Origin of the sequence: Moraxella sp. RCAD0137 (assembly GCF_002894025.1) — a bacterium.
GTDB lineage: Bacteria > Pseudomonadota > Gammaproteobacteria > Pseudomonadales > Moraxellaceae > Moraxella > Moraxella porci.
On record NZ_LTCC01000001.1, the window covers coordinates 1 to 26,780 of the forward strand.

17 protein-coding genes and 1 pseudogene are annotated in these 26,780 nt (G+C 47.9%); 14 read left to right on the top strand and 4 right to left on the bottom strand.

From position 1 onward, the window contains the following. Positions 1 to 94, top strand: a pseudogene (locus AZ602_RS00005) (IS1 family transposase); the annotation flags it as partial. 97 nt (positions 95 to 191) lie between these two features. Here the strand turns inward: AZ602_RS00005 and putA are convergent. Continuing rightward, positions 192 to 3,776, bottom strand: a complete 3,585-nt coding sequence (gene putA / locus AZ602_RS00010) for a bifunctional proline dehydrogenase/L-glutamate gamma-semialdehyde dehydrogenase PutA (protein WP_103033147.1) — start codon at positions 3,774 to 3,776, stop codon at positions 192 to 194. Positions 3,777 to 4,154: 378 nt separating this feature from the next. Here putA and AZ602_RS00015 point away from each other — a divergent pair, with 378 nt between their 5' ends. Further along, on the top strand, positions 4,155 to 4,889 hold the full coding sequence (locus tag AZ602_RS00015) for a YoaK family protein (RefSeq protein ID WP_078317156.1): 735 nt from the start codon (positions 4,155 to 4,157) through the stop codon (positions 4,887 to 4,889). A gap of 65 nt (positions 4,890 to 4,954) precedes the next feature. Here AZ602_RS00015 and AZ602_RS00020 read toward each other — a convergent pair whose 3' ends face one another. Together AZ602_RS00020 and AZ602_RS00025 are read right to left on the bottom strand one after the other, a co-directional pair. After that, positions 4,955 to 6,403: a pitrilysin family protein gene (locus tag AZ602_RS00020; RefSeq protein WP_103033148.1), complete on the bottom strand. Its 1,449-nt coding sequence runs from the start codon at positions 6,401 to 6,403 to the stop codon at positions 4,955 to 4,957. Positions 6,404 to 6,440: 37 nt separating this feature from the next. Continuing rightward, on the bottom strand, positions 6,441 to 7,826 hold the full coding sequence (locus AZ602_RS00025; RefSeq protein WP_103033149.1) for a pitrilysin family protein: 1,386 nt from the start codon (positions 7,824 to 7,826) through the stop codon (positions 6,441 to 6,443). Between the two features lie 311 nt (positions 7,827 to 8,137). Between AZ602_RS00025 and AZ602_RS00030 the strand changes: the two genes are divergently transcribed. The 6 genes from AZ602_RS00030 (at position 8,138) to purF (ending at position 15,168) form a co-directional block, all read left to right on the top strand. Continuing rightward, entirely contained in the window at positions 8,138 to 10,249 is a 2,112-nt protein-coding gene (locus tag AZ602_RS00030; protein ID WP_103033150.1) for a PhoX family phosphatase, read from the top strand. Positions 10,250 to 10,399: 150 nt separating this feature from the next. Next, complete coding sequence (ftsY, locus tag AZ602_RS00035) at positions 10,400 to 11,341, top strand: signal recognition particle-docking protein FtsY (RefSeq protein WP_078317153.1); 942 nt, start codon at positions 10,400 to 10,402, stop codon at positions 11,339 to 11,341. Between the two features lie 52 nt (positions 11,342 to 11,393). Further along, positions 11,394 to 11,969 carry a methylated-DNA--[protein]-cysteine S-methyltransferase gene (locus AZ602_RS00040; RefSeq protein ID WP_103033151.1) on the top strand — a complete coding sequence of 192 codons (576 nt, stop codon included), beginning with the start codon at positions 11,394 to 11,396 and terminating at the stop codon, positions 11,967 to 11,969. Between the two features lie 72 nt (positions 11,970 to 12,041). Then, positions 12,042 to 13,067: a quinone-dependent dihydroorotate dehydrogenase gene (locus AZ602_RS00045; protein WP_078317151.1), complete on the top strand. Its 1,026-nt coding sequence runs from the start codon at positions 12,042 to 12,044 to the stop codon at positions 13,065 to 13,067. A gap of 2 nt (positions 13,068 to 13,069) precedes the next feature. Next, positions 13,070 to 13,573, top strand: a complete 504-nt coding sequence (locus tag AZ602_RS00050) for a CvpA family protein (protein WP_103033152.1) — start codon at positions 13,070 to 13,072, stop codon at positions 13,571 to 13,573. A 65-nt stretch (positions 13,574 to 13,638) separates the two neighbouring features. Continuing rightward, on the top strand, positions 13,639 to 15,168 hold the full coding sequence (purF, locus tag AZ602_RS00055; protein WP_078317149.1) for an amidophosphoribosyltransferase: 1,530 nt from the start codon (positions 13,639 to 13,641) through the stop codon (positions 15,166 to 15,168). Between the two features lie 94 nt (positions 15,169 to 15,262). Here the strand turns inward: purF and AZ602_RS00060 are convergent, their stop codons facing one another. Next, positions 15,263 to 15,637, bottom strand: coding sequence for a hypothetical protein (locus tag AZ602_RS00060; protein WP_103033153.1), 375 nt, complete (start codon positions 15,635 to 15,637; stop codon positions 15,263 to 15,265). Between the two features lie 389 nt (positions 15,638 to 16,026). Between AZ602_RS00060 and AZ602_RS00065 the strand changes: the two genes are divergently transcribed. The 6 genes from AZ602_RS00065 (at position 16,027) to recD (ending at position 26,739) form a co-directional block, all read left to right on the top strand. After that, on the top strand, positions 16,027 to 17,352 hold the full coding sequence (locus AZ602_RS00065) for a lytic murein transglycosylase (protein WP_103033154.1): 1,326 nt from the start codon (positions 16,027 to 16,029) through the stop codon (positions 17,350 to 17,352). A 129-nt stretch (positions 17,353 to 17,481) separates the two neighbouring features. Further along, positions 17,482 to 19,593 carry an excinuclease ABC subunit UvrB gene (gene uvrB / locus AZ602_RS00070; protein ID WP_103033155.1) on the top strand — a complete coding sequence of 704 codons (2,112 nt, stop codon included), beginning with the start codon at positions 17,482 to 17,484 and terminating at the stop codon, positions 19,591 to 19,593. Between the two features lie 3 nt (positions 19,594 to 19,596). Further along, positions 19,597 to 20,037 (top strand): hypothetical protein, encoded by a 441-nt coding sequence (locus tag AZ602_RS00075; protein WP_103033156.1) that lies wholly within the window; start codon positions 19,597 to 19,599, stop codon positions 20,035 to 20,037. A gap of 2 nt (positions 20,038 to 20,039) precedes the next feature. Beyond that, on the top strand, positions 20,040 to 20,636 hold the full coding sequence (locus AZ602_RS00080) for a uracil-DNA glycosylase family protein (RefSeq protein WP_103033157.1): 597 nt from the start codon (positions 20,040 to 20,042) through the stop codon (positions 20,634 to 20,636). A gap of 49 nt (positions 20,637 to 20,685) precedes the next feature. Further along, entirely contained in the window at positions 20,686 to 24,660 is a 3,975-nt protein-coding gene (locus tag AZ602_RS00085; RefSeq protein ID WP_103033158.1) for an exodeoxyribonuclease V subunit beta, read from the top strand. A gap of 15 nt (positions 24,661 to 24,675) precedes the next feature. Continuing rightward, entirely contained in the window at positions 24,676 to 26,739 is a 2,064-nt protein-coding gene (gene recD / locus AZ602_RS00090; protein WP_103033159.1) for an exodeoxyribonuclease V subunit alpha, read from the top strand. Positions 26,740 to 26,780 lie beyond the last annotated feature (41 nt).

Here is a 26,780-nt window from a genome sequence, read left to right on the forward strand (position 1 = left end):
TTTTAGAAGGAGTTGTAATTTTTCAAAAAAGATTGAAAACCATTTTAAAGCTTTCGACTTAACCTTTTTTTACATCAATAATGGCTTCATTTAATGTCAGCATACTTTTTGAAACACCACCAGTATTTTAAGAAGCAACAATACAAAAATGCACCCCATATCAATAGGGTGCATTTTTGTTGGCTTATATCTTAGGCTGAGGCCATCAAGCTTGCGTTACCACCAGCGGCGGTGGTGTTGTAGCTTTGGCTGACTTCGTGATATAGGCGTGTGACATCAAGACCATTGGTCGCATCGATCACACGGCGAATGCTGCCGTCAAGCTCCGCTAATCGCACTTGTTCGCTTGCTGGCATGGCAGACAGCGCAACCACGATATCATTGACATCAGCGGCAGGCTGCTCAGCCACCACCAAGATACCGTCAAGCGCATCAGCATGATCAGCCAGTGCATGGGCTGGATTGACATAAGCTTTGGTGCCATTGACCGCCAATGCTGCCAGTGCCGCCAAGGTTTGTGCTTTGTCGCCACCGTAGATGGTGACAGCTTTTGGTGCGTGCCAAGATAGGGTATTGGTTTCACCAGTTGGGCCTGCCAATTCGGTGCTGGCATGGTTCAATGATGAACGAATCGCATTGTCAGCAGCTGTCTCAACTAAAGATTGCTCTTCGCTGCTCAAAGAAAGCTTGGCAGCGACAGCGCGCACTTTGGCAAGATTTGATTCATGAATCAGTGCAGCTTGATCAACCGCAGGCGTATCCCATTGCTGAAGATTGCTTAGGCGCTGTAGATAGAATGGACCACCAGCTTTCGGGCCAGTACCACTCATCGCATGACCACCAAAAGGCTGTACGCCAACGACAGCACCCACGATGTTGCGGTTAATATAGACGTTACCAGCTTCGATGCGGTCGGTGATGTGTTCGATGGTGCTATCGATACGGCTGTGAATACCGTGTGTTAACGCGTAGCCTTTTTTGTTGATATTATCGATCAAATCATCCAACTCATGAGCGGCAAAACGCACCACATGCAGTACAGGGCCAAATACTTCTTTTTTCAGTTGTGACAGATCTTTTAGTTCAAACATGATCGGCGCAACAAAAGTAGAATTTGGGGCATCTGAACGAATCGCGACTTCATGATATGGTGCGATTTGTTTCAGGTTATTGATGTGATTGAGCAAGTTTTCTTGGGCTTCAGCATCGATGACAGGACCCACATCGGTAGAGAGTGCCGCAGGGTTATTGACCACCAACTCATCCATTGCGCCTTTGATCATCTCGACCATGTGATCGGCGATGTCTTCTTGAACACATAGGATGCGTAGGGCTGAACAGCGCTGACCTGCTGAGTCAAATGCTGAGGCCAGTACATCGGTACATACCTGCTCAGGTAGTGCGGTGCTGTCCACAATCATGGCATTCATACCGCCAGTCTCAGCGATCAATACTGGATTATCGGTGCGAGCAGCCAGTAGCTTGTTGATGCGCTTAGCGACATCGGTAGAACCTGTGAAGATCACGCCATCAATGCGCTCATCAGAGGTCAGTGCTGCACCCACATCGCCTGCACCTAGCACCAACTGAAGCACATCGGTTGGGACGCCAGATTCGTGCAGCCAAGATACCGCCAAATGCGCGATTAGGCTGGTTTGTTCGGCTGGTTTTGCGACCACGGTGTTGCCAGCCGCCAAAGCTGATACCACCTCACCAACAAAGATCGCCAGTGGGAAGTTCCAAGGGCTGATCGCAACCACAGTACCCACAGGATTTGATAGGTTTAGGCGCTCTGTTTCATCAGCATAATAACGGCAAAAATCGATGGCTTCACGGACTTCGGCGATGGCGTTCAGTAGCGTTTTACCAGCTTCACGAACAGCCACCATCATCAGTAGTGACATGCGTGCAGGCTCTTCCATCAAATCGGCAAAGCGGCGCAACATCGCAGCGCGCTGTGCAGGTGACACGGTACGCCATGCATGCTGAGCATTCAGCGATACACTGATCACATCGCGGATGCTGTTGGCATCGATGAACGATACTTGACCGACGACATCGCGATGATCTGCTGGGTTTAAGACAGCGTGGGCTGGCTGATGCGCGACAGTGCCAGCTGTCAAAGAGCTTACCTCAAAGGCGATATCACAAGCTGCCTGCATATTGTCTTGTAGTTTGGCAAGGACATGTTCGTTACTCAAATCCAAGCCAAATGAGTTATCACGCTCGCCATAAATGCGACGCGGTGGTGGCGTCAATGGGTTTGGCGAGATGCCGGTGGCATTGACGATATCAATCGGTGATTCGATCAGCTCATCAATGCTGACATCTTCATCGACGATGCGGTTGACGAATGATGAGTTGGCGCCATTTTCAAGTAGGCGACGCACCAGATATGCCAACAAAGTCTTGTGAGTACCGACAGGGGCATAGATGCGTACGCGACGGCCCAGATTCTTTTCGCCGACAACTTGATCGTATAGGGTTTCACCCATGCCATGCAGGCATTGGAATTCAAAATCTTTGTCTTTGCCCATCTCATAGATGGTGGCCAGACTTTGGGCGTTATGGGTGGCAAATTGTGGGAAGATCGCATCTTGAGCGGCCAGCAGTTTTTGAGCGCAGGCCAAATATGACACATCGGTATGTACTTTACGAGTATATACAGGGTAGCCATCCAAGCCGTCGACTTGCGCCCATTTGATTTCGCTGTCCCAATAAGCGCCTTTTACCAAGCGAATCATCAAGCGCTGATTATTGCGACGCGCCAAATCGATCAGAAAATCGATGACATATGGGCAGCGTTTTTGGTAGGCTTGAACCACAAAGCCGATGCCGTTAAAACCCTGAAGGTCTGGATCGCTGACCAGTTTTTCCATCAGATCCAATGACAGCTCAAGGCGGTTAGCTTCTTCAGCATCAATGTTTAGACCGATGTCATATTCTTTGGCCAAAACGAAAAGGGCTTTTAGTCGTGGCAGAAGCTCAGTCATCACACGCTCATGCTGCGCGCGGAAATAGCGTGGGTGAATGGCTGATAGTTTGACTGAAATGCCATTGCCATCATAAACACCGCGGCCTTTGGCATCTTTGCCGATGGCGTGAATGGCGGTGACATAATCTTGATAGTAGCGGTCGGCATCTTCGGCAGTCATCGCCGCTTCACCCAGCATGTCAAAGCTGAAACGATAGCCTAATTTTTCGCGCTCTTTACCATTTGACAGAGCCTCTTCGATGGTCTGGCCTGTGACGAATTGCTTGCCTAGGATTTTCATCGCGTGATTGACACCAGCGCGGATGAATGGCGCACCACCTTTTTGTAGGACGCGTGTCAGTGCCGAACCCAGACCACCTGTGGTTGGCTGAGTCAGTTTACCTGTCAGCACCAAGCCCCACGCTGCTGCATTGACGAACATCGATGGGCTATTACCCACATGGCTTTTCCAGTCGCCATCAGACAGCTTGTCTTGGATCAGTCGGTCGCGCGTGGCGGTATCTGGGATACGCAGTAGCGACTCAGCCAAACACATCAGTGCCACACCTTCTTCGCTTGATAGTGAAAATTCTTGCATCAATGCATCGACGCCAGAAGATTTGCTGCGATCGGCGCGCACTTGAGTGATCAGACGACGCGCCAAAGCGTTAATTTGCTCTTTTTGGGCGTTATCAAAGTTTAGTGTCGCTAACAGATTAGAAACGGCGGTTACTTCATCCAAACGATAAGCACCAGTGATGGCGTCACGAAGTGGGGTTTGGGGTTGGGTAAATTGAAACATGATACAACTCACTTAGGCTAAGAACAACATAAATACAACAAATAGCAATTATATATCAGAAGACATAAGAAACCAAGCTAAATTTTGGCTGTATTTTGGATGTTTTGATGATAATTTATGATAATAAAATCAGTTTAATTGCTAAATCATTGACGCTTTTATGAAATGGATATTTTATTAGACAAATCAAGCGATTTTATCCTGCTTTGATGCGTCATCAGTTAATTTTAATTAATATTCTACCAAACTAATTTTTATCTATTGTTAAGATCACTCCACCCAATCACAGATAAGATCACCTGCGCTCGGAATTATTGCCGTATTGTAACTTCATGTTATAATAATAGCTTGGCCAAGTGAAAATAAGGCAGGCAATCGATGAAAATCATGGGTGAGAATATCCCAACTTGGGTGCTGATCGGTGCGGTGGTGCTGGCTTTTTGTGCTGGGATATTAAACACTACGGCATTAATGGGCATCACGCACATTTCTGCCTCGCATGTGACGGGCAATGTCAGTTTATTTGTCGTCTCGATGATGGCAGGCGACTGGCTGAATTTTCAGCTGCTGTTGATTACAATCGGGTCGTTTTGGCTCGGTTCGGTATTGAGCGGGGCGATCATCGGCTCAAGTGAGCTGAACATTGGCCGCCATTATGGCTATGCGATGCTCTTGGAGGTGCTGCTGCTGTCGGCAAGCCTGTGGATGTATCTGGATGAACATCATTTTATTGGGCAGATGCTGATTGCCATGGCCTGTGGCCTACAAAACTCGATGGTTGCTACTTATCATGGCACGGTCATTCGCACCACGCATTTGACAGGCATTACCTCGGACTTGGGGTCAGCGGTGGGTAACTGGCTGGTCGGTCGTCGGGTGAATATCAAAAGAATCATTTTGCACAGTGGGCTGTGGTGGGCGTTTTTTATTGGGGGCATCGTTGCGGTGCTGCTATACATGCAAGTGGGGTATTTATCGATGCTATTACCGATCATGGTGATTTTGGTAGCAGCACTGTTTTATAATCAAATGGGTAAAATTTATCAACAAATTGAGCGTTTGACCCGCCTAAAGCTGCTACAAAAGCGTCGTAAACGCCGTGATGCACGCTGAGGCCAAGCACAAAAAACGATGGCATCGTATAGATACCATCGCATCAAGCTTGATCAGTGATTCCATTATTTAAATAAGTGGCTAAGATCGGGTTTGATTTTGCCGACAGTGACGATGATGAACTGATCGGGCGTGATGGTGTTTTTTAGGGCGAGATTGACGCTGTCCAAGGTCGCGCGATCCAGTCTTTGTGGCCGAGTTTGTAGATGATCCTTTGGAAAACCTGCTACCGTCAACGCGCTGATGGTGCGATGGATGCTGGCATTACTTGAAAAGGTTTGGCCAAAGCCGTTTTGATTGCCAAATCGCACCAAAGCCAGCTCATCTTCGCTGATGCCTTGATCGAGCGTAGCGCTGATTATTTGTAGCGTCTGGGTGATCGCCTCTGCTGCCAAATGGCCATCGGTCGAAAAACGAACCGCATAGCTGCCCGCTGCTTTTAGCTGCTCAAGATTGCCATAGATGCCGTAGGTATAACCTTTTTGTTCGCGAATCGTCTTCATCAGTCTGGCATTAAAATCCCCACCAGCCAAAACCTCATTACCCAAAGCAAAATCACTGCTGTGCTGACGACTGGCGGCATCGATCTTTTGGGCGCCTGTCAGATGGCCGATGATGATTTGGGTCTGGCTGCTGTCATGATCGATGTGAATATGGCGCGGCTGATGCTTTTTATGCATCGCTGTGCTGACTGGTTTTGTGCCTTGATTGGGCAAATCTTGTGTGAGACGGTGAGCAAGCTTCTTTGCCTCATCAAGACTCAAATTTCCTGTGAGGATAAGCGTGGCATTAGGCGCGCGCAGATACAAATCGGTAAAGCGCTTAAGGTCATCGGTGGTGATGCTTTTTAGGCTTGATTCATTACCGCTGATCGCATGGGCGTAGTGATGACCCTCATAAACGGCTTGAGTGAAGGCTTGGGCGGCAACATAAGCAGGATTTTGCTGCTGCTGGCGCAGGCTTAGGCTTAGTCGATCTTGATTGCGTTTTAAGATCGCTGCATCGAAGCGGGGATGGTTCACGGCCATTGCCATCAGATCTGAGGCTTGATTGATTATGGCGGCATCGGATAAGCTGCGCATCGAGAGGCTCAGGCCATCTTTGCTGGCATTGGCAGATAGTGCAATGCCAAGCGACTCACTGGCCTCGATAAAGGCATCTTCAGACAGTGATCCACTGCCTTGAGTGAGCATGGTAGCGACCATGTTGGCGGTGCCAGCAGGCAAACCATCGGTCGCAGCATCGGTCGCAAAATGCAAACTGACATCGATGATCGGCAGCTCGGTTAATGGCGTGAACGCCACTTGCACACCATGATCAGTCTCAAAATATTGGGTGGCTGGCACCTCAATGGTCAGCTGACCTAGCCGATCGATACTGTCGATGATGCTGTCGGCGGCAAGCACAGGCGTGGGCAGTGTGCTTGCGGCATGGGCTTGGACTGTCAACAAAGTGATGGCTGCAAATAGCGCAGATAGCATAAAACGCTTTGGGGTGTGGGCAGGTGTTGTCATAAGTTTCTTTATCAATAACATGGCTGGCTGTGGTGTCTTATGGTGCTGCTTTGGGCAGTACATACATGGTGGTCAGGTTATCTTGGGTCAAATAGGCTTTGCCTGTGGTTTGAATGTCGGATTTTTTGATGGCATCCAAGTCTTTTGGCAAGCGATCCAAGGTATCTAGCGGCAAGCCCAAACTGGCCAGCGACCCCAAAGTGATGGCTTGGTTATCGACGCTATCAGCAGCAAAAGTTAATGAAGATAATAAGCCTGTTCGGGCGCGCGCCAGTTCCTGATCGCTGATCTGACCTTCATAAATCTCTGACAGCACCGTCATGATGGCGGCTTCGGCATCAGCCAAGGTCACGCCGTCTCGGGGTGTGGCGCTGATCATAAATAAGCCATCGCCTTTTGAGAGCATATCATAGCTGATGCTGACGCTATTTAATAGCTGCATCTGTCGGATCAGTCGATGTTCAAAGCGTGCCGACAGTCCGCCATCGGCAATGTCTGCCAATAAGGATAAAGCATGCGCCTGTTTGGCATCGCCACTACCAAGCGTTGGTACATTAAAGCCCATGATCAGGCTAGGCACCTGAACTGATTGATGGCTGGTCAGCTGCTGATAGCCTCGGTGGGTCGCGTGAGTGGGGCGAGTGCGCTTGGGGAGGCTGGCGGGCTTTAGGTGGCCAAAGTACTTTTCAACCCAAATCATCGCCTCATCGGCATCAATGTCACCGACCATGACCAAAGTGGCATTATTGGGCGCATACCACTTATCATACCACGCCTGCAAATCATTCAAGCTTAAACCATCGATGTCTGCCATACTGCCGATCACAGGCCGACCCAAAGGCGAATCTGGCAATGCCGCCGCCAAAAATTCTTCATAGGCCTTAGCCATCGGATTGTCATCAGTACGCAGTCGGCGCTCTTCTTTGATGACTTCTTTTTCGGTGGCGACTTCCTCAGGCGTTAAGATGAGATTGGTCATGCGATTGGCTTCAATTTGTAAGGCCAAAGGATACTGATTGGCAGGCAGACTTTCATAATAGGCCGTGTATTCGCTGCTAGTAAAGGCATTAATATCCCCACCAAAATGACTAATCAATCGCTGATAATCATGACTGCTGATCCCTTTGGCGTCCTTGAACATCATGTGTTCCAAAAAATGCGACATACCGCCTTTGCCCACAGGCTCATCACTACTGCCGACATCATACCAGATCTGCGTCATCACGATCGGCGCGCGCGTATCGGGTTTGATGATGACTGTTAGCCCATTGTCCAAGGTATGAGTGATTAGATGCTGGCTTGGTTGATGGATTGGTTTGGTGGGGCGATCATCAACTGTTGGTGCGCTGTGATTTGGCACGCTGTGGCAGGCGCTGACAGAAATCGCGGCGATAAGGCTAAGCGCCAAGGGGCTTAATTTCATAACTTTCCTTTATTTATTTAATGAAGATGCTTGATGACAAGAGAGGTTATTGAGCATTGTTGGGTATTATAAAGAATTTTGTGAAAAAACACAGCCTACATTTATCAAAGTTGCATTAGTACTACAGTTGGCAAAACTTGGTTGATGTTGCTAACTTGCAAGGCATACTGCCAAGCGATGTGATTATTTGGTCATTAAAAATGTCATCAAGCTGTCATGTATTGGTCACTTTTTTGTCATGCGTCGTTGATACAATGCCCATCAAATCACACCAAGCCAGCTTTTGCTGAGCCAGCACAAGGAAAATAACCATGATGCATCCGCATGATTATATTGAAGATTCAAACCCAAGCCAAAACCCAGTTTTTAGCGACATTTTGGATAAGGCGGTCTCTCGTCGCACCGTGCTAAAAGGCGGGGCAGGCTTGACCGCAGCGGCGATGTTCGGCTCATTGCCACTACTTGGTAATACAGCATTTGCGAACGCTACCACCAATCTTGCTCGCCCAACCAGCCTAAAATTCAAAGCCGTACCGCATTATACGGGCAATGAGATGATGGTTGCTGAAGGCTATACCGCCAAGGCATTTTTGCACCTAGGTGAGCCGCTTGTCGATGGCATTGAGGCGTTTCGTGATGACCGTCAGCATTCAGGCGAGTCATTTATGTATCGCATGGGCGATAACCACGACGGGATGCACTTTTTTGGTATGACGGGTGGCAAATATGATGCCAATCAGTCCAATCGTGGTCTGCTCGCCATCAATCATGAATACACCAATGACAACCTACATCCGATGGGGATGTACACACAGGAGGATGCCAATGCCGCACCAATTTATCGCAAAAAACGCCTTGCTATGGATGTGCGTCGCGATGCTCACGCTCATGGCGTGTCTGTGGTGGAACTAGTCCGAAAGACTAATGGTCAATTTGAGTTGGTGAAAAATTCTCGCTTTAATAAACGCCACACCAGTAATTCAGCAGTGACTTTGGCAGGCGTAGCAAGTGGCAATGAACAGCTACAAACTAAGTATGACAAAAAGGGCAAAACCATTTGGGGTATTAACAACCAATGCGGTGCAGGGATGTCGCCTTGGGGGACTTTTTTGACCACCGAAGAGAATTTTTTGAATGTCTTTGCTCGTGGTGAAGACAAAGCCATCATTGGCAATCAAGCTGATATCGCACTGGCTCGCTATGGCCTAAAAGAAAACAGCACAGGCGGTGGCTATCTGTGGCATACCGCTGATGATAAAGAGGGCGTCGTGGCGGATGAATTTAGCCGCTGGGACATCAGTGCTCGTGGCAAATCAGCGCACGATGACTATCGCAATGCCTTTAATGCCTTTGGTTATATCGTTGAGATTGACCCATTCAACCCACAAGCTAAAGCTGTCAAACGCACAAGCTTAGGTCGTTTTGCTCACGAAAACTGCGCCTTTGCACCACCTGTCGCAGGCAAGCCTGTAGTATTTTATATGGGGGATGATGCCCGTGGTGAGTATATTTATAAATTCGTCTCAAAGGCACTGTGGTCGCCAAAAGATATCGGCAAAGGTCTAAAAGCAGGCGATAAATACATGAACGAAGGCACGCTGTATGTGGCAGTGTTCAATGCTGATGGCACAGGCGAGTGGAAGCGTTTGGCGATGGATACGGTCAAGCACAAGGACTATAATTTTAAAGACCAAGCCGACATCGTCATCCATGCCCGCCTAGCCGCTGATGCGCTCGGTGCAACCAAGATGGATCGCCCTGAATGGGTATCGGTCAGCCCGATCACAGGCGAGGTGTATGTCACCTTGACCAACAACTCAAAACGCAGCGTCGATGCCACCGATGCCGCCAACCCACGAAGCTATAATGACAAGGGCAATCAGCATGGGCATATCATCCGCTGGCATGAACAAAACGGCGATCACACCGCCACTCGCTTTAATTGGGATGTGTATCTGTTTGCCGCGCCAAATGACTTGACCGAGCAGAACTTGTCAAACTTAAGTGCTGACAATGATCTGTCATCACCAGATGGTCTGTACTTCGATCCACGCGGCGTACTGTGGATTCAGACCGATGATGGTGCTTATACCAAGACCACCAACTGTATGCTACTGGCAGCACTACCAAATCGTGTCGGCGATGGCAAAATCGTCAGCACCACCACAGGCAAAAATACCCCTGTCGGCATGATGGCAAGCGATGATACGCTCAAGCGATTCTTTGTTGGGCCAAAAGGCTGTGAAGTCACAGGCATCACCATGACGCCAGACTTAAAGACTTTGTTTATCAACATTCAGCATCCTGGTGAAGATCATCCTGATGTGGCATGGGGTGCGGTCGCAGGTGGCAAAATCCCACGCTCAGCAACCGTGATGATCACCAAAAATGATGGTGGTGTGATTTTGGGTGAGTCTTTATAAATCAATCATATCGACTAAAATTTACCAATCAAAGCTCTGATGTCATCAGAGCTTTTTTTGTTGGGTGAAATCTTTGTCAAACTGTGCTACAATCACGGCAATCTATTGAAATAGTTATCCTATTTATAATTTATCAAAAAAAGGCAACTTATGAGCGAAAACGAACAAGGCGGCTGGTTTGCCCGTATGAAAGCAGGACTTGCCAAGTCTAGCAAGAATCTGTCCGAAGGTTTGGTCAATGTCTTGGTGGGCGGCAAAGAGATTGATGATGAACTGCTTGAGGAAGTCGAAGATCAGCTTTTGGTGGCTGACATCGGCGTCAATGCCACCAATCGCATCATCAAAAATCTTACCGAGCAGACCGCCCGTGGTGATTTGATTTATTCGCATTCGCTGTATAAGGCACTCAAATCTGAACTACACGACATTTTGGCACCCAAAGTCAAGCCGCTTGAGATTGATACCGCCAAAAAGCCGTATGTGATTTTGATGGTGGGGGTTAATGGCGTGGGTAAAACCACAACCATCGGTAAGCTTGCCAAGCGTTTGCAAGGTGAGGGCAAATCAGTGATGCTCGCAGCTGGCGATACATTTCGTGCTGCTGCGACCGAACAGCTACAGATTTGGGGTGAACGGAACAATATCCCAGTGGTGGCACAGGGTCATGGTTCAGACAGTGCATCGGTGATTTTTGATGCGATGCAGTCGGCTCGTGCCAAAGGCATTGATGTACTCATCGCTGATACCGCAGGTCGCCTACAGAATAAGACGCATCTGATGGCAGAACTCGAAAAAGTCGTCCGCGTGATGAAAAAGGCCGACGAAACCGCACCGCATGAGACGATGATTGTACTGGATGCTGGTACAGGTCAAAACGCCATCAATCAAGTCCAGGTATTTAGCGAAGCCGTCAATCTGACAGGCATCAGCATTACCAAGCTTGACGGTACAGCCAAAGGTGGCGTGGTGTTTAATATTGCCCAAAATACCGACATTCCAATTCGTTTTATCGGTGTGGGCGAGGGCATCGATGACCTACAACCCTTTGAGCCAAAAGAATTTGTGGATGCACTTCTTGAAAAAGATGAATAACCGATAAGGCAAGTAGGCCTTGGTTTGCTTGTCTTTTTTTGGGTGAAATATCATGATTAGTATCACGCATTATACGCCACCATTTGACCTGCCCATCATCACGCTGATCGCCAAAGATGGCAAGCTTGTGGCGCTAGACTGGTTTATCCAAAAAAGTGAAAATCTGCTTGGCATGAGTGCTGATGACTTTGATTACCAAAAGATTGATGCACTTGATAAACAGACGACCAATGGGCAGGTGCTAATGCAAGCCATCCAAGAGCTCGATGAGTATTTTGAAGGCAAACGCACAAGCTTTGGCGTACCGCTGAATTTGAGTCATGGTACGCCATTTCAACAGCAAGTATGGCAAGCACTATTAAGCATTCCTTATGGGCAGACCATCAGTTATGCAACACTTGCCAAACAAATCGGCAAGCCGACTGCATTTCGCGCCTGCGCCAATGCCAATGGCAAAAATCCAATCAGTCTGATTATCCCTTGTCATCGTGTGATCGCTTCTGATGGTGGACTTGGTGGCTATACAGGCGGTATCGATATCAAAAAAACACTGCTCAATCATGAAGATAAGGTCTGTGATAATTTGCATCATACATGTGCTAACAGCGTGATGGCTGAAATTTTGTAGATTTTTATTTTTATGCCATCAAAATGTGCTATAATTAGCTGATTTTATTTTTATTATGGTTAAGGGGTTGCTATGTCTTATGCGTTACTTCGTCCACTGTTGTTCAGCATGGATCCTGAGCAAGCGCACGAAAAGACGCTCGAGATGCTTGAAGCTGCCAATAAGGCGCACTTGTTGGGCTTTATTTATGCCAAGCAAGCACTGCCCACCGAATGCATGGGCGTGTCATTGCCAAATCCTGTTGGTCTGGCAGCTGGTCTTGACAAAAATGGCGCCTATATCGATGCCTTAGCGGAGCTTGGTTTTGGCTTTTTGGAGATCGGTACCGTCACGCCCAGACCACAGGCAGGCAACGACAAACCGCGACTGTTTCGCATCAAAGAAGCGCACGGCATCATCAACCGTATGGGCTTTAATAACGACGGTGTCGATCAGATGATCGATAACATCGAGCGTGCCAAATATAAAGGCGTACTAGGCATTAATATCGGCAAAAATGCCATCACACCTGTCGAAAATGCGCTGGATGACTATATCTATTGTCTTGAGCGCGTTTATCCTTATGCCAGCTACATCACCATCAATATCTCAAGCCCCAATACCAAAAATCTGCGCGACCTACAAAGCGCTGATGCGCTGGCTGTGCTGCTCGATGGCATCAAAAACTGCCAAATCCGCTTGGCAAACGATTATGGCTTTTATGTGCCGCTGGCCTTAAAAATCGCCCCAGATTTGGATCTAAGCCAGATCGATGAGATCGCCCAAACCGTGCTGGACTTTGAGATTGATGGCTTGATCGCGACCAATACCACTTTATCACGCACAGGCGTCGAGGGCTTTCGACATGGCGATGAAGCTGGTGGATTGTCAGGTCGTCCAGTGAATCATCAAAGTACGCTGATTTTGTCGCAGTTTGCAGATCGTATCGCACATCAGGTGGATCTGATCGGTGTTGGCGGCATTGAGACGGGTGAATTGGCTGTCAAAAAGATCCATGCTGGCGCTAAGGCAGTGCAGCTATACTCTGGCTTGATCTATAAAGGCCCGTCCTTGGTGATGGACTGTGTTCAGGCATTGACTGGCGATCGTCACGGCTGATCATGAGTTGGGTTGATATCATCATCACGGCCGTGGTATTTATCGGCATCTGGCGCGGTTTTTCAGCTGGCTTGATCAAAAGTTTTGCCTCTTTGATTTCGTGGCTGTTGGCTTTGGTTGTGGCATCTAAGACTGCTGCTGACTGGGCGCCATTATTCGCACCTGTGGTCGATGGCGTGGTCTTACAGACAGCTTTGGCATTTATCGTCATCATGCTGTGTGTGGTGGTCGTGGTTGGCATGTTAGCAGGCTTGATCGCTCGCTCATTAAAAGCACTGAAGCTTGGTTTTGTTGATCGCATTGCTGGTGCTGTGCTGGGCGCGGCGACAGGTGTTTTAAAGGTGCTGATCGTATTGAGTGTCGCCACGCCATTATTGGCCTTAGCGCCACAAGCCCAATCCTCTGTGCTGATCCCAAGCCTGCTGCCTTATGCCCCAATGGCGAAAACTTTATTACAAAAGGCCTTTGATACAACTTGGAATCAGTTGGAAAATCCCTATCAATAACAAAAGCAGCGCCCATTGACAGCGGCGCTCTATTGTTTGTTTTTCACCAATAATTTGGAGTAACTATGTGTGGTGTAATTGGCGTCATGGCGCACGAACCAGTCAATCAAATCCTGTATGATGGCTTGACCATGTTGCAGCATCGCGGTCAAGATGCGGCAGGCATCGTCACCTTAAAAGACAATCGCCTGTACCTGCGCAAAGACAATGGCATGGTGCGAGATGTATTCTTAAACAAGCACATGGTGCGACTGGTGGGCAACTGCGGCATCGGTCATGTCCGCTATCCGACGGCAGGCACTTCAAGCACTGCTGAGGCTCAGCCTTTGTATGTCAACTCACCATACGGTGTGGCGTTGGCGCATAATGGCAACTTGACCAATGCCGAAAAATTAGCGCGTGAGCTATACGAAGAAGACCGCCGCCATCTCAATACCCAATCTGATTCTGAAGTATTGCTAAATATCTTTGCGCATGAACTTCAAAAATTCACCAAGACTTCACTTGAGCCACAAGACATCTTTGATGCGCTCAAAAAAGTCTATAAACGCTGCGAGGGTGCTTATGGCGTGGTGGCGATCATCACAGGTCATGGCATGGTGGCGTTTCGCGATCCTAATGGCATTCGTCCGCTGATTTATGGTCGCCGCTTGACCGAAAAAGGCGTCGAGTACATGGTGGCATCAGAGTCGGTGGCATTACAGGCCTTGGGCTTTGAGGTGGTGCGTGACATCGCGCCAGGTGAAGCGATTTATGTGGATCTCAATCATAACCTGCACACCGAGCAGTGCGTCGAGATCCAAGAAGGTCAATACACGCCATGCATTTTTGAGTATGTGTATTTTGCCCGTCCTGACTCGATCATTGATAACATCTCAGTGCATAAAGCGCGTATGCGTATGGGCGAAAAGCTGGCTGAGCAAATCCTGCGTGAGTGGGGCGAAGATCACGGCATCGATGTTGTGATTCCAATTCCTGACACTTCTCGTAACTCGGCACTCGAGCTGGCGCATCATTTGAATGTCAAATATCGTGAAGGCTTTAATAAAAACCGCTACATTGGCCGTACCTTTATTATGCCAGGTCAGCAGCAGCGCAAAAAAAGCGTCCGCCAAAAGCTGAACGCCGTTTCGCTTGAGTTTAAAAATAAAAATGTGCTGCTAGTTGATGACTCCATCGTGCGTGGTACGACCTGCCACGAGATCATCCAGATGGCGCGTGATGCCGGCGCCAAGAATGTCTTTTTTGCCTCTGCTGCGCCACCTGTGATGTACCCAAATGTCTATGGCATCGATATGCCTGTGCGCAGCGAGCTGATCTCATCAGGCCGCAGTGTCGAAGAGGTGCGTGAGATCATCGGTGCTGATCGCTTGATTTTCCAAGATTTGGATGATTTGATTGAAGCGGTCAATGACACCAAGCACAGTCGTGTACATGGCTTTGACTGCTCGGTATTTGACGGTAAATACATCGCAGGAAAGATCGATGAGGCCTATCTGACCGAGCTACAAAATAAACGCAATGATGCTGCCAAAGACAAAGGCATCAGCCTAGTTGATACCCCTGTTGATATGACGGGTGTATCAGCAGTATAAATCAACTTAAAATAAAAGCACCGATGCTAAGTGTCGGTGCTTTTTTGTGATGATGATCAAATCATTATTGTGATCACATCGTTCGCCTGTTGGATTAATCTTCAACCCAGACAAAGTGCGAGCGGCCTTGGCGATTTGAGTCAGTATTTGCAAATCGTGCTTGTCTGGCTTGAGTATGTCGAGGTGATTGAGCATTGCTGCGCTGCGCTTTGCCATCGCTGTGTTTTTGGCCGCGGGCATCTTGCTGCTTATGACCGTGTTTTTGGGCAGTTGAGTCACGGCGTTCGATGCCTTTTTGGCCACGAGATGCACCATCGTGACGCATGCCAGCTTTATTGGCTGTTTGGGCGTGAGCTGGCGAATTTGGCTGTGCTTGATTTACCACAGGTTGCACGCTTGGGACGGTCGCCATCGCTGAAAGTGAGCAGAATGAAAGTGCGGTAGCGGTAAGTAGCGTTTTAATTTTCATAATAATGCCTTATGTTGTTGGAATAATAAATTTTATTGGTATATCACAATCCATCGCTGATTTGTGATGGGCGTATTACACCAAAGATCTGTGTAGCAACTATTGCCAAATGCAACTTTTTGTGATGTGTTATACAGGTGTTTTATTATGATTCTTGCATGCTTGGCATCAAAACGCTGGATTTATTGCTGCTTTTGCATGATGAGAAAATCAGCTGCAAAACGCCCTGATGGCTGAAACATCAAAGAAAAATTGGCTGAAATTTGGTGGGTTTGGATTATTTTGATAAAAAAGCCGATAAAAGGCAGCAAATTGACAGAAATGTTATCGACTTTTTGGCCAATTCTTGCTAAAGTGCGTACAAATTTTTTTTAAATTGGATGGTAATGATGAAAAATATTGCTTCAACCCGTTCTGTACTGTCTGTATCGGTGCTGACCTTATTGTTGGCTGCTTGCGCGTCGCAGCCGAGCGTTGAGCGCACGCCGATCAAGGTGGTACAAGCCACGCCACAGCCATCTGTGCAGACCACAGTGACCACACGACCTGTCGTTGTGCAGCCATCTGCGCCTGTTAGCAGTCAGCCTGCGCAGACAGGCCAATATGCCAACTTTGGTGCTTGGAAAGCTGACTTTGTAGCGCGCGCTCAAGCACAGGGCGTCAATAGCTTTATTTTAAATAATTTGATGGCGGGTGCTGTGCTTAATCAGCGCGTGATCGACCTGGATCGCAGCCAAGCTGAATTTACCAAAATGCCGTGGGAATATGTCGAATCAGCTGCCTCATCGACGCGCATCAGTCAAGGCAAAACCAAGTTGAATGAAAATTTCTCAACACTCAGTGCTGCTGAGTCGATGTACGGCACGCCAAAAGAAATCACCACAGCCATCTGGGGCATGGAGTCATCGTATGGTGGCGGCATGGGCAGCATGGATTTGGTGAATGCCTTATCAAGTCTAGCTTATGATGGCCGTCGCCGCGACTTCGCTGAAAGCCAGCTGATCGCGATGGTGCGCATGATCGAGCGAGGCGATGTTACCGCGTCACAGCTGGAGGGTTCGTGGGCTGGCGGTATGGGTCATACGCAGTTTATCCCAGGCACATGGATGACTGAGGGCGTCGATGGTGATGGTGATGGCCGCAAAAATCCTTGGAACCGCAGCGATGCACTGACTTCTACCGCCAGTTATTTACATAATGCAGGCTGGGTGCGCGGCTTGGCACCATTTTATGAAGTGCGTCTGCCGACAGGCTTTGATTATGCACTATTAAATGCTGGCAAGCGCAGTTTGGATGCGTGGAAAAGTGCAGGCTTAAGCGCGGTAGGTGGTGAAAGCTTTGGCGGCGCTCATGAGGCCGAACTGTGGCTGCCTGCAGGTGCCAATGGCCCAGCACTGCTATTGACCAAAAACTTCGATGTCATCCGCGTGTATAATAACTCATCCAGCTATGCACTTGGCGTATCATTATTGGCCAAGCGTATCGCTGGCGGCAGTGGGCTGGTACAGTCATGGCCGCGTCATGAACAGCCGCTATCTCGCACACAGGTGCAGACCTTGCAGCGTAAGCTAACTGAGCAGGGCTATGACACAGGCGGCGTCGATGGCGTGGCAGGGGCGAATACTCGCAGAGCCTTCGCTCGTTGGCAGGCAGCCAATGGCCAGATTCCTGATGGCTTTATCAGTCAAAATACCGCCAGTCGCTTGATTTGGTAAATCTAGCTGTACACTAAAAGAGAATGCTTGGGCGTTCTCTTTTTTTATGAACGATGAATCCGCACCTTTAAAATCAATCATCACATCCCCATACATTGATCAACGATCAATAAAAAAGTATTAATAATCATGCGACAACCAACCACTCGAGCAGACATTCAGACCAACCAACTTGCCAAACAGCTCCAAGACGAAGCCCAATTAACAGGCGTCAATGCCTCAGGCACACAAATCAGCAGCCGTGCCTTTGATATGGTGACAGAATTTGAGCCATCTGGCGATCAGCCGACTGCCATTGCAAGTCTTGTCAAGGGCGTAAACTCTGGCATGACAGGGCAGCTGCTACTTGGGGTGACAGGCTCTGGCAAGACCTACACGATGGCAAAGGTTATTGCCGAGTGTGGGCGACCTGCGATTATTATGGCGCATAATAAGACCTTGGCAGCTCAGCTGTATGGCGAGTTTAAGGCGTTTTTTCCGCACAATGCCGTGGAGTATTTTGTCAGTTATTATGACTATTATCAGCCTGAAGCCTATGTGCCAGCTTCTGACACCTTTATCGAAAAAGACAGTGCCATCAATGATCATATTGATCAGATGCGACTGTCCGCCACACGAGCACTGCTTGAGCGGCGTGATGCGATTATCATTGCGTCGGTGTCTGCCATTTATGGTCTGGGCGACCCCGAAAGCTACCTAAAAATGCTACTGCACATCGTCGTGGGTGATCGCGTGGATCGTAATGCCATCATCAAGCGACTTGTTGAGCTGCAATACGAGCGTAATGAGCTGGATTTTGGGCGGGGTACTTATCGCATTCGTGGCGAGACTTTGGACATTTATCCTGCTGAAAGTGAATCTTTGGCGGTGCGTATTGCCATGTTTGATGATGAAGTGGAAAAAATCACTTGGTTTGATCCATTGACGGGCAAAAATATCAAGTCTGTGCCACGCATCACCATTTATCCAAAATCGCACTATGTCACGCCCAAGGATAAATTGATGGAAGCATCTGAGACCATCAAAGCTGAGCTTGCTGAGCGATTGGACTATTTTCGTGCCAATGACAAGCTGATAGAAGCACAGCGTATCAAAGAGCGTACGCAGTATGACCTTGAGATGATTCAGCAGCTGGGCTATTGCAACGGCATTGAGAACTATTCTCGCCATCTGTCAGGCCGACCCGCAGGCGAAGCACCGCCGACCTTGTTTGACTATATTCCGCCAGATGCACTACTGTTTATTGACGAAAGCCATGTGACTGTACCGCAGATTGGGGCGATGTACAAGGGCGATAGAAGCCGTAAAGAGACGCTTGTGCAGTATGGTTTTCGTCTGCCCAGTGCGATGGATAACCGTCCGATGAAGTTTGAGGAATGGGAGCGGATCATTCCATCCACCATCTATGTGTCTGCTACACCTGCCCAATATGAGCTTGAAAAATCTGAGCAAGTGGTGGAGCAGGTGGTGCGTCCGACAGGGCTTGTGGACCCTGTGCTGGAGATACGACCTGTATTGACGCAGGTGGATGATGTGCTTGGTGAGATTAACCTGCGTAAGGCAGTAGATGAGCGCGTGCTGATTACCGTACTGACCAAACGCATGGCAGAGGATTTGACCAGCTACCTAAAAGAATACGGCATCAAGGTCGCCTATCTGCATTCAGACATCGACACGGTGGAGCGGATGAAAATCATCCACGAGCTACGCACAGGTGTGCATGATGTACTGGTGGGGATTAACCTGCTTCGTGAGGGCTTGGATATGCCTGAGGTGAGCCTGGTGGCGATTTTTGATGCTGATAAGGAAGGTTTTTTGCGTTCGGAGCGTTCGCTGATTCAGACCATCGGGCGTGCTGCTCGCCATGTCAATGGCAAGGCGATACTCTATGCTGACAGCATTACCCCAAGTATGCACCGTGCGATGGAAGAGACCGAACGCCGCCGTGCCAAGCAAATCGCCTATAACACCGAGCATGGCATCACCCCAAAATCCGCCACGCGTCAAATCACCGATAAGATTGACACGGGTGAAGATGAAAATACCGAAGTGGTACGGATTATTTTGTCCGAAGCACTGCAAGGTGTTGATGAGAGTATTTTGCATTCACCTAAGCTGCTTGCCAAAGAAATCGCCCGCCTAGAAAAAAAAATGCAAGCACTCTCCCGAGAGCTAAAATTTGAAGAGGCAATGAAAGTGCGTGATACGATGCTTGCGCTTAAGGAATTGATGGTTAAATAGCAGATGCGGTTATTAAATTTTCCACTAAAAGCTGTAGTGATCTTTATTATATCAGCCATACTGCTAATTGGTATTTTACTTTTGCTGATTACTAGTAGACCTACTTACTATGAATGTAATGATGGTCGGTGTATAACTTTGGTGGATTATTATCAAGGTGGTGGTAATTGGGTGCGGATTTATGACGGAATTATTTTTAGCCGATTTTTGCTTGACAAAAGAGCGTACGCCCTTCATATTTTAGAGGATGGGGAGCTTTGTATAAATAAAAAATTGGTTGATGGTAAGATTGTGCTTTATTCAGATCAATTACCATATTCACAAACCAAACCATTGCAGAATGTCACTTTTGTCAAAAGAGCGGCAGAGGGTAGGCTGCATGATCAATGCCTTGGCAATGAGATAGACTTTAAAACATTATTTAACTTGCCACTAATTTTATAAACATGACCATCGAAACCCACCCATTTGCCCCATTTACTCCGCCAAATAGCCAAGTGCTGATTTTGGGGAGTTTTCCACCACCACAAACACGCTGGAAAATGCCATTTTATTACCCCAATTTTAATAATGACTTTTGGCGGATTATGGGTTTGGTGTTTTTTGATGATAAAGATCACTTTATCAATACCGCGGACAAAAGCTTTTATCAAGACAAGATTGAGCAGTTTTTAAATAATACAGGTATTGCCATCAGCGATACAGCGTATCAAGTCAAACGCCTACAAAACAACGCCTCGGATAAATTTCTAGAAGTCATCACGCCGATGGATATTGAGCGGATTTTGGATAAATTGCCTAATTGTACCAGCATCATCACCACAGGCGAAAAAGCCACGCAAATTTTGTGCGACACTTATGCTGCCGCAGCACCAAAAGTTGGGCAATCGGTGAATTTAAAAATCGGTCAAAAGTCCATCACCTTATATCGCTTACCGTCATCATCACGGGCTTATCCGTTAAGTTTGGATAAAAAGGCGGCGGCGTATCGGCAGGTTTTTGAATGCTTAAATCTGCGCCCGATTGATGAAATTTTTCGGTAATTTGTTGTGGATTTTGCTAAAATAAAGCAGAATTTTAGAGCGCAACCTGATGACAGTTTTAGCCAATCACGATATCGACACTCAAATCAAAAGCCAAGATAATTCCCAAATCGCCGCCTTAGAATGCACGCTTGAAGGCGCGTATCTCATTGAGGCATCGGCAGGCACGGGCAAGACTTGGACGCTTACAGGCATCATTTTGCGACTGTTGATCGAAAAAAGATATCCGCCTGAGCGTATCATCGCCACCACCTTTACGCGTGCGGCAGCAGCAGAAATGCAAGAGCGCATCAGTCAGCGGCTGCACAGTTTTTATGGATTGATGCGCTGGCTGCAGGCGATGCTGTCATCACGACCAACATGGTTTGATGCCGATGCGCCCATCGATGACATCTTGCGTGAGGCCAAAGCGGCTGGCCAAGATGCAGACGATCCCATCAATGTGCATCTGTTGAAATTTGTGCTGGATCAAGGCGTGGTGTTTTTGAACGAAACGGTCTATCGAACGGGCGTGCTTTTGACCTCGCTGGATAAGCTATTTGTCGGCACGCTCGACAGCTTGGCTCAAAAATGGCTCAAAGAATTTGCCGCCCAAATCGGCCATCAAACTGGCATGCAGATACACAACGATGCCACTGACACCATTCGTGCATTGGTGCATGATGGACTAAGATCACAAGAAGTTTCCCTAAAAAATCAACATCCTGAATTTTATCTTATATTTAAACATTCTCATCCCAATTTTTTTAGTAATGTCGATGAGATGACCAAGGTCGTTAATACGGCAATTAACTTTTTTACCGCGCCGATTGACTCTTTGCCTCAGGATGTAGGACTTGATGTGGTAAGTGCGATCCATGGGCGCATTGGACAGCTGCTTTTGGTAGATTTTACAGGCTTTGAGCCGTATTTTGATGCCAATTACCGCGCCGATATTAAAATCAACGGCAGAAATGCCTTCGCCAAACAACTGTCAGATTTGCCAGAGATTATGGCATTGATGGCGCAATATGGGCTGTCTTTTGTGATGCATTTGTCACCATCACAGAGTAAGTTCATCAAAGACATTCAAAAAACCGCTGATAATGATTGGCAGATTTTTAATAAAAATCCGCAGCAAGATCATGTAGATCATTTTAACAGTTTGCCATTGGATGCGCTGGTTGAGTTGGCTGATTTGGTTGATGCCATCAATCAGGCGATGGTTGATTATCAAGCTTGGGTTTGTCAAACGCTGATCAGTAGCATCAAATCTGACATTGCAGCGCGCTTAGAGAGTCAAGGTACGACTACTTTTGTGCTACAAATGGTGCGATTAAATCAGGCGCTCTGCCAACAGCCTGCATTGGCCAAGCACATCTTGCATCATTATCCTGTGGCACTGATCGATGAATCCCAAGATGTCAACGGCCTACAAGCGCAATTGATTCGCTTGGTGTATTTGGATGATCTGCTGGATTATCGCCAGCAGCTAAAGCGCTTTGAGCAAATTGGCGGCGATAAGCCAAAAGCCAAAAAAATGTTCTTATTGCTCGTGGGTGACCCTAAGCAGGCCATTTATCGCTTCCGCGGTGGCGATGTTTCAAATTATAATTACATCAAACATTATGGCCAAGATGCGAACATTGATGGCTCATTGATTAACAAATCCTTATCACTAACCACCAATCGGCGTTCGTCTGCAGCTTTGATCGATGCGCTCAATGACTGGTTTTCATCCAAGGATGAGCAAGGCTTGTGCCACGCTGATTTGGGCGATGGCATCTTTTATCAGCACATCGAGGCAGTCAAGGGCGATGGCGCCATCGTTTGGGCGCAGGATGATTATGCACAGTATTATGGTGATACGGCACTGACGCTGCTGCATTTTAACTACCTCCCAAAAGATCAGCTAAAAGTGCTGCAAGCGAAGCAGTTAGCAGGGCATATCAATGCCATTTTGCAAGGCGATCATCAGATCAATGGCCGCAAGATCATGCCCAGTGATATTGCAGTATTGGCCAGAAACTCACAGATGCTCACTTTGGTGCAGCAATCTTTGACCGAACTTGGCATTCCCTCCATCAACCCTCGACAGACCAATGTCTTTAGTACCGATGCCGCCGCTGATCTGTTGGCGCTGATCACCGCGGTGGTACATCCAAATCACAGCGAGCATCTGGGTCGATTATTGGTATCGGGCTTGGTGGGATTGACTTTGGATGAGGCAATCATCGCTTTGGGTATGGAAGATGACACAAATCAAGCCAACAGCGATTCTGCCGAAATTTATCAAAATTATAAGACTGATATTTTAACTTATCTAAAGAAAATTTATGATAAATGGCAAAAACAAGGTCTGTCCTCTGCATTGGCTTGGGCGATGAATCATGCCATTAATCAAAATCAGCAATCACTCTGGCTGATGGCTGCCCGCCAAGGTGAGCGATATTTGGCTGATTTGGAGCGACTGATTGAACTGGTGAGCGAGCAGTCGGATTTGCACGAATTAAGGCTGATTGAGTGGTTTTATCAGCAGTCGCAAAGCCCTGCTGATGAATATAATAAGCGGCCGCAGTTGGCTGATGATATCGGTATTAATCTATTAACCATCCACAAATCCAAAGGATTGGAATTTGCGATCGTCTATGTGTTGGGGCTTGATGATGCGCCAATTTATGACTCTGGATTGTTGATATTGCCCTACAGTGATCACAACTTTGAGCGCAGACTTAGCTTAAGCGCGGATCTTGAGCTGGGCGATGGGCATTTTTTGGCGCTCAATCGCCGTGAGATCGTCGATGAAAGTCGCCGCTTGGGCTATGTGGCACTCACCAGAGCCTCTGAACGGCTGTATGTCGTGGCTCGTGATTTGGATAGGCGCGTTGGCAAAGAGCTGCCCATTTATCAGTGGTTTGAGTCCACGGATGCAGCTGAGATCAGTCTACCCAATCGTTTGGTTGATCATGTCAGTTGGGTGGAGATGACAGATGCCAAATTATTAAATAAAATTTATAAAAAACAAATCACTGAATCTGTTCCGATCAGTTATGCCGACTGGGACGATCTGATACCTAAGACTCGCTTTGTCGGTGAATACAAAACCAGCTTTACCGCGATGATCACGCGGCTGGATAAGACTGCCATCGCCTCGGTGGATGAGGCTGATGTCGATCAGTTGGCGATACTTACCGATGCTAAAAGTAGCGATGATAGCGCGCAGCAGATCGATCAGCATATCAGCATGCCAAATATCGCAACAAACTTCATCAAAGGCAGCAGTGCTGGTGAATTTTTGCATAAAGTTTTGCAATTTGTGCCGACCGATAAGATGCAGGGCGCGCCAAAAGCACAGATCGATGCGATGATCAGCGCGGTGATCTTTGACCAAGGCAGAAGACTTGGCATACCTGAAAAATATCTACCGCCCAATATTCACTCGGCAACCATGAGCCGCCAGACAGCGCTAGAAAATGAGCATTCAGCCCTAGTGGACTGGGTGTATCAGATCATTAGCACTGAATTTGCAGGTTCAAATAAAAGTTTGATGACGCTTGGCTTCGATGCCCAAGTTCGTGAATTGGGTTTTACCTTGGGTTTGGGGGTGGATTTTGGTATTGATCAGATCAATGCTGCATTTGTCGCACACAGTGATAAAAGTTTGGTGCTGCTCGATGATTATCAACAAGTCAGCTATCGCTATCTGCGAGGTGAGATCGACTTGGTCTATGAGGCTGATGGCAAGTTTTTTGTGGTGGATTATAAATCCAATTATCTTGGTGATAAGCCCGATGACTATCATCAGCAGGCAATGAGTGCGGCGATGGATAAGGCTGGGTATTGGCTACAGGCGGCTTTATATCAAGTGGCGCTGCATCGTCTACTTAAGATTCGCTTAAATGACTATCAGGGAAATGAGATGCAGTACTTGGGCGGTGTGGAATATGTGTTTTTGCGCGGATTACAGGCGGATGATCTGACCACTGGGCATTTGTTTTGGCAGCCGTCTTTGGAGCTGATTTTGGCTTTGGATGCGATTTTATAGTTTAGGTAATATATCATGACATCAGACATCATTGCCCGTTATGTGACACATCGCATCAATGACAATGCCAAATGGTATGCCAATAAAGCGGTGTTGGCGACAGATTTTTCTTTGACTGTGGCTGAGGCTGAGTGCTATCATCTGCTGCAGTCCGCGCTTTTAACTGAGCTTGAAAGCGGCCATACCGTCCTAGTTATCGATGATCGCGCAGCTTTTGATGCGCTCTTTCCAGAGTCGGTGCTGTCTGCATGGCAGCAGTGCTGTGTTCGCGCAGCGATTGATACGCTGTCCTTGTTTGATCAGACTAATGGCATCACAGCACTCACTCAAAGCATCATGCAGCTGCATGCATTATCCAAGGCCAATGATCCAGCATCGCTCAAACGCTTGGTCGATGAGCGCTTGATGCTGCATCGCAAACAATGGATCGATCATGGCATATCAGCTCGGCAGATTGAGATGTTCACCGAACTGCTCATGACTTTGCTGCGCATGTGTCATTTGTTTTTTACCAAAATCGACAGTTTGGATGCGTTCATCGATTTGTTGCAAGGCAGTGTGTTTTTTGCCAATGTATCGCCGCTTAATGCTGCACACTCAAGCCATCACCAAGCACCGATTTGTTATGTCAATCAAGGCGGCGCGCTGCATCTGTGGACGAATCGCGCCTATCATGCTGAGGCAAATCTGTTGGCACACATCAGGCGCATCAGTCAGACTAAGGTTGCAAAACTTGGGATCCGTGCTTTACCTGATGGGCTAAACCCCAAGCAGGTGGCTGCCATTGATCTGATATCAAATCAAGCCTTTGCACTGATCACAGGTGGCCCAGGCACTGGCAAAACCTATACCGTCGCGCAGATTGTCATCGCCCTAAGCCAGCTTGATAATGCAGGCAGTGTACGCTTGGGGCTGGCAGCGCCGACGGGCAAAGCAGCTCAGCGTATGAGCGAGTCGCTGTTAGCAGCTCTGCCAAAAGACCTAAACATCCAGATGCCCGAGCCCAAGACCATCCATCGTCTGCTTGGCATCGGTAGCAGCGGCATGCCAAGACATCACGCACAAAATCCTCTGGCGTTTGATGTGCTGATCATCGACGAAGCGTCCATGCTAGGAACAGAGCTTGCCAGTCAATTATTTGCTGCGGTGGCCAGTGGTTGTCGAGTGATTTTATTGGGTGATGCGCATCAGTTGGCCGCGGTGGATGCTGGGGCGGTGTTGGCGGACTTGTGCCATATCCCCAAGATGCAGTCGCTTCGAGTGCATTTGACTGAATCGCGCAGATTCTCTGATCACTCTGGCGTCGGGCGATTGGCGAAGCTCATTAATACCAATGACGCCAAAATTGATTTTTCACAAGTCAAAACAATGATTGACACCGATTTGGCATTGGAATTTATCAACACCGACGATCAGCAGATCAGTGATCTGTATGAAGACTTGGCAGCCAGTTATCAAGCTTATTTTAATGCCACACAGACCCTGCGTTTTGCCTTTGAAAAGTATGATGAAATGCGCGCCAACCAAGCGGTACAAGACTTATTTGGCATACTTAATCGGTATCGTATCTTGTGCGCCTCACATTTGGGAGCGTTGGGCGATGAGGCGATCAATGCGTATCTGACCCAAGCGCATCAAAGGTTTCAAAAAATCCCACCCAGCAGATCGCCATGGTATCATGGTCGTGTGGTGATGATCACCAAAAATTTGTATGAACTTGGTTTGTTTAATGGGGATGTCGGCATCTGTTTGTGGGCGGCGTCGGGCTTGGTGGTGTATTTTGAGGGTAAGCAGCAGGCGATCGCGGTGGATATGTTGAGCGACATGGTGGTCAGCACAGCGTATGCCATCACAGTGCATAAATCTCAAGGTTCAGAATGGCAGGCGGTGGCGATGGTGTTTGACGATCATCACGCGCGCTTATTGTCAAAAGAACTCATTTATACAGCCGTGACGCGCGCCAAATCGCAAGTGCGACTTTATGGCAGCCAAACGGCACTGATGCAAGCCATCAACACGCCAACGATGCGACAAACAGGGCTTGCGCTGATTGCAAGCTTGCAAGATGCCCCCAAATGATGTCAAAATAGCACGCCTTTATCAACCATAAAAGCCATCAA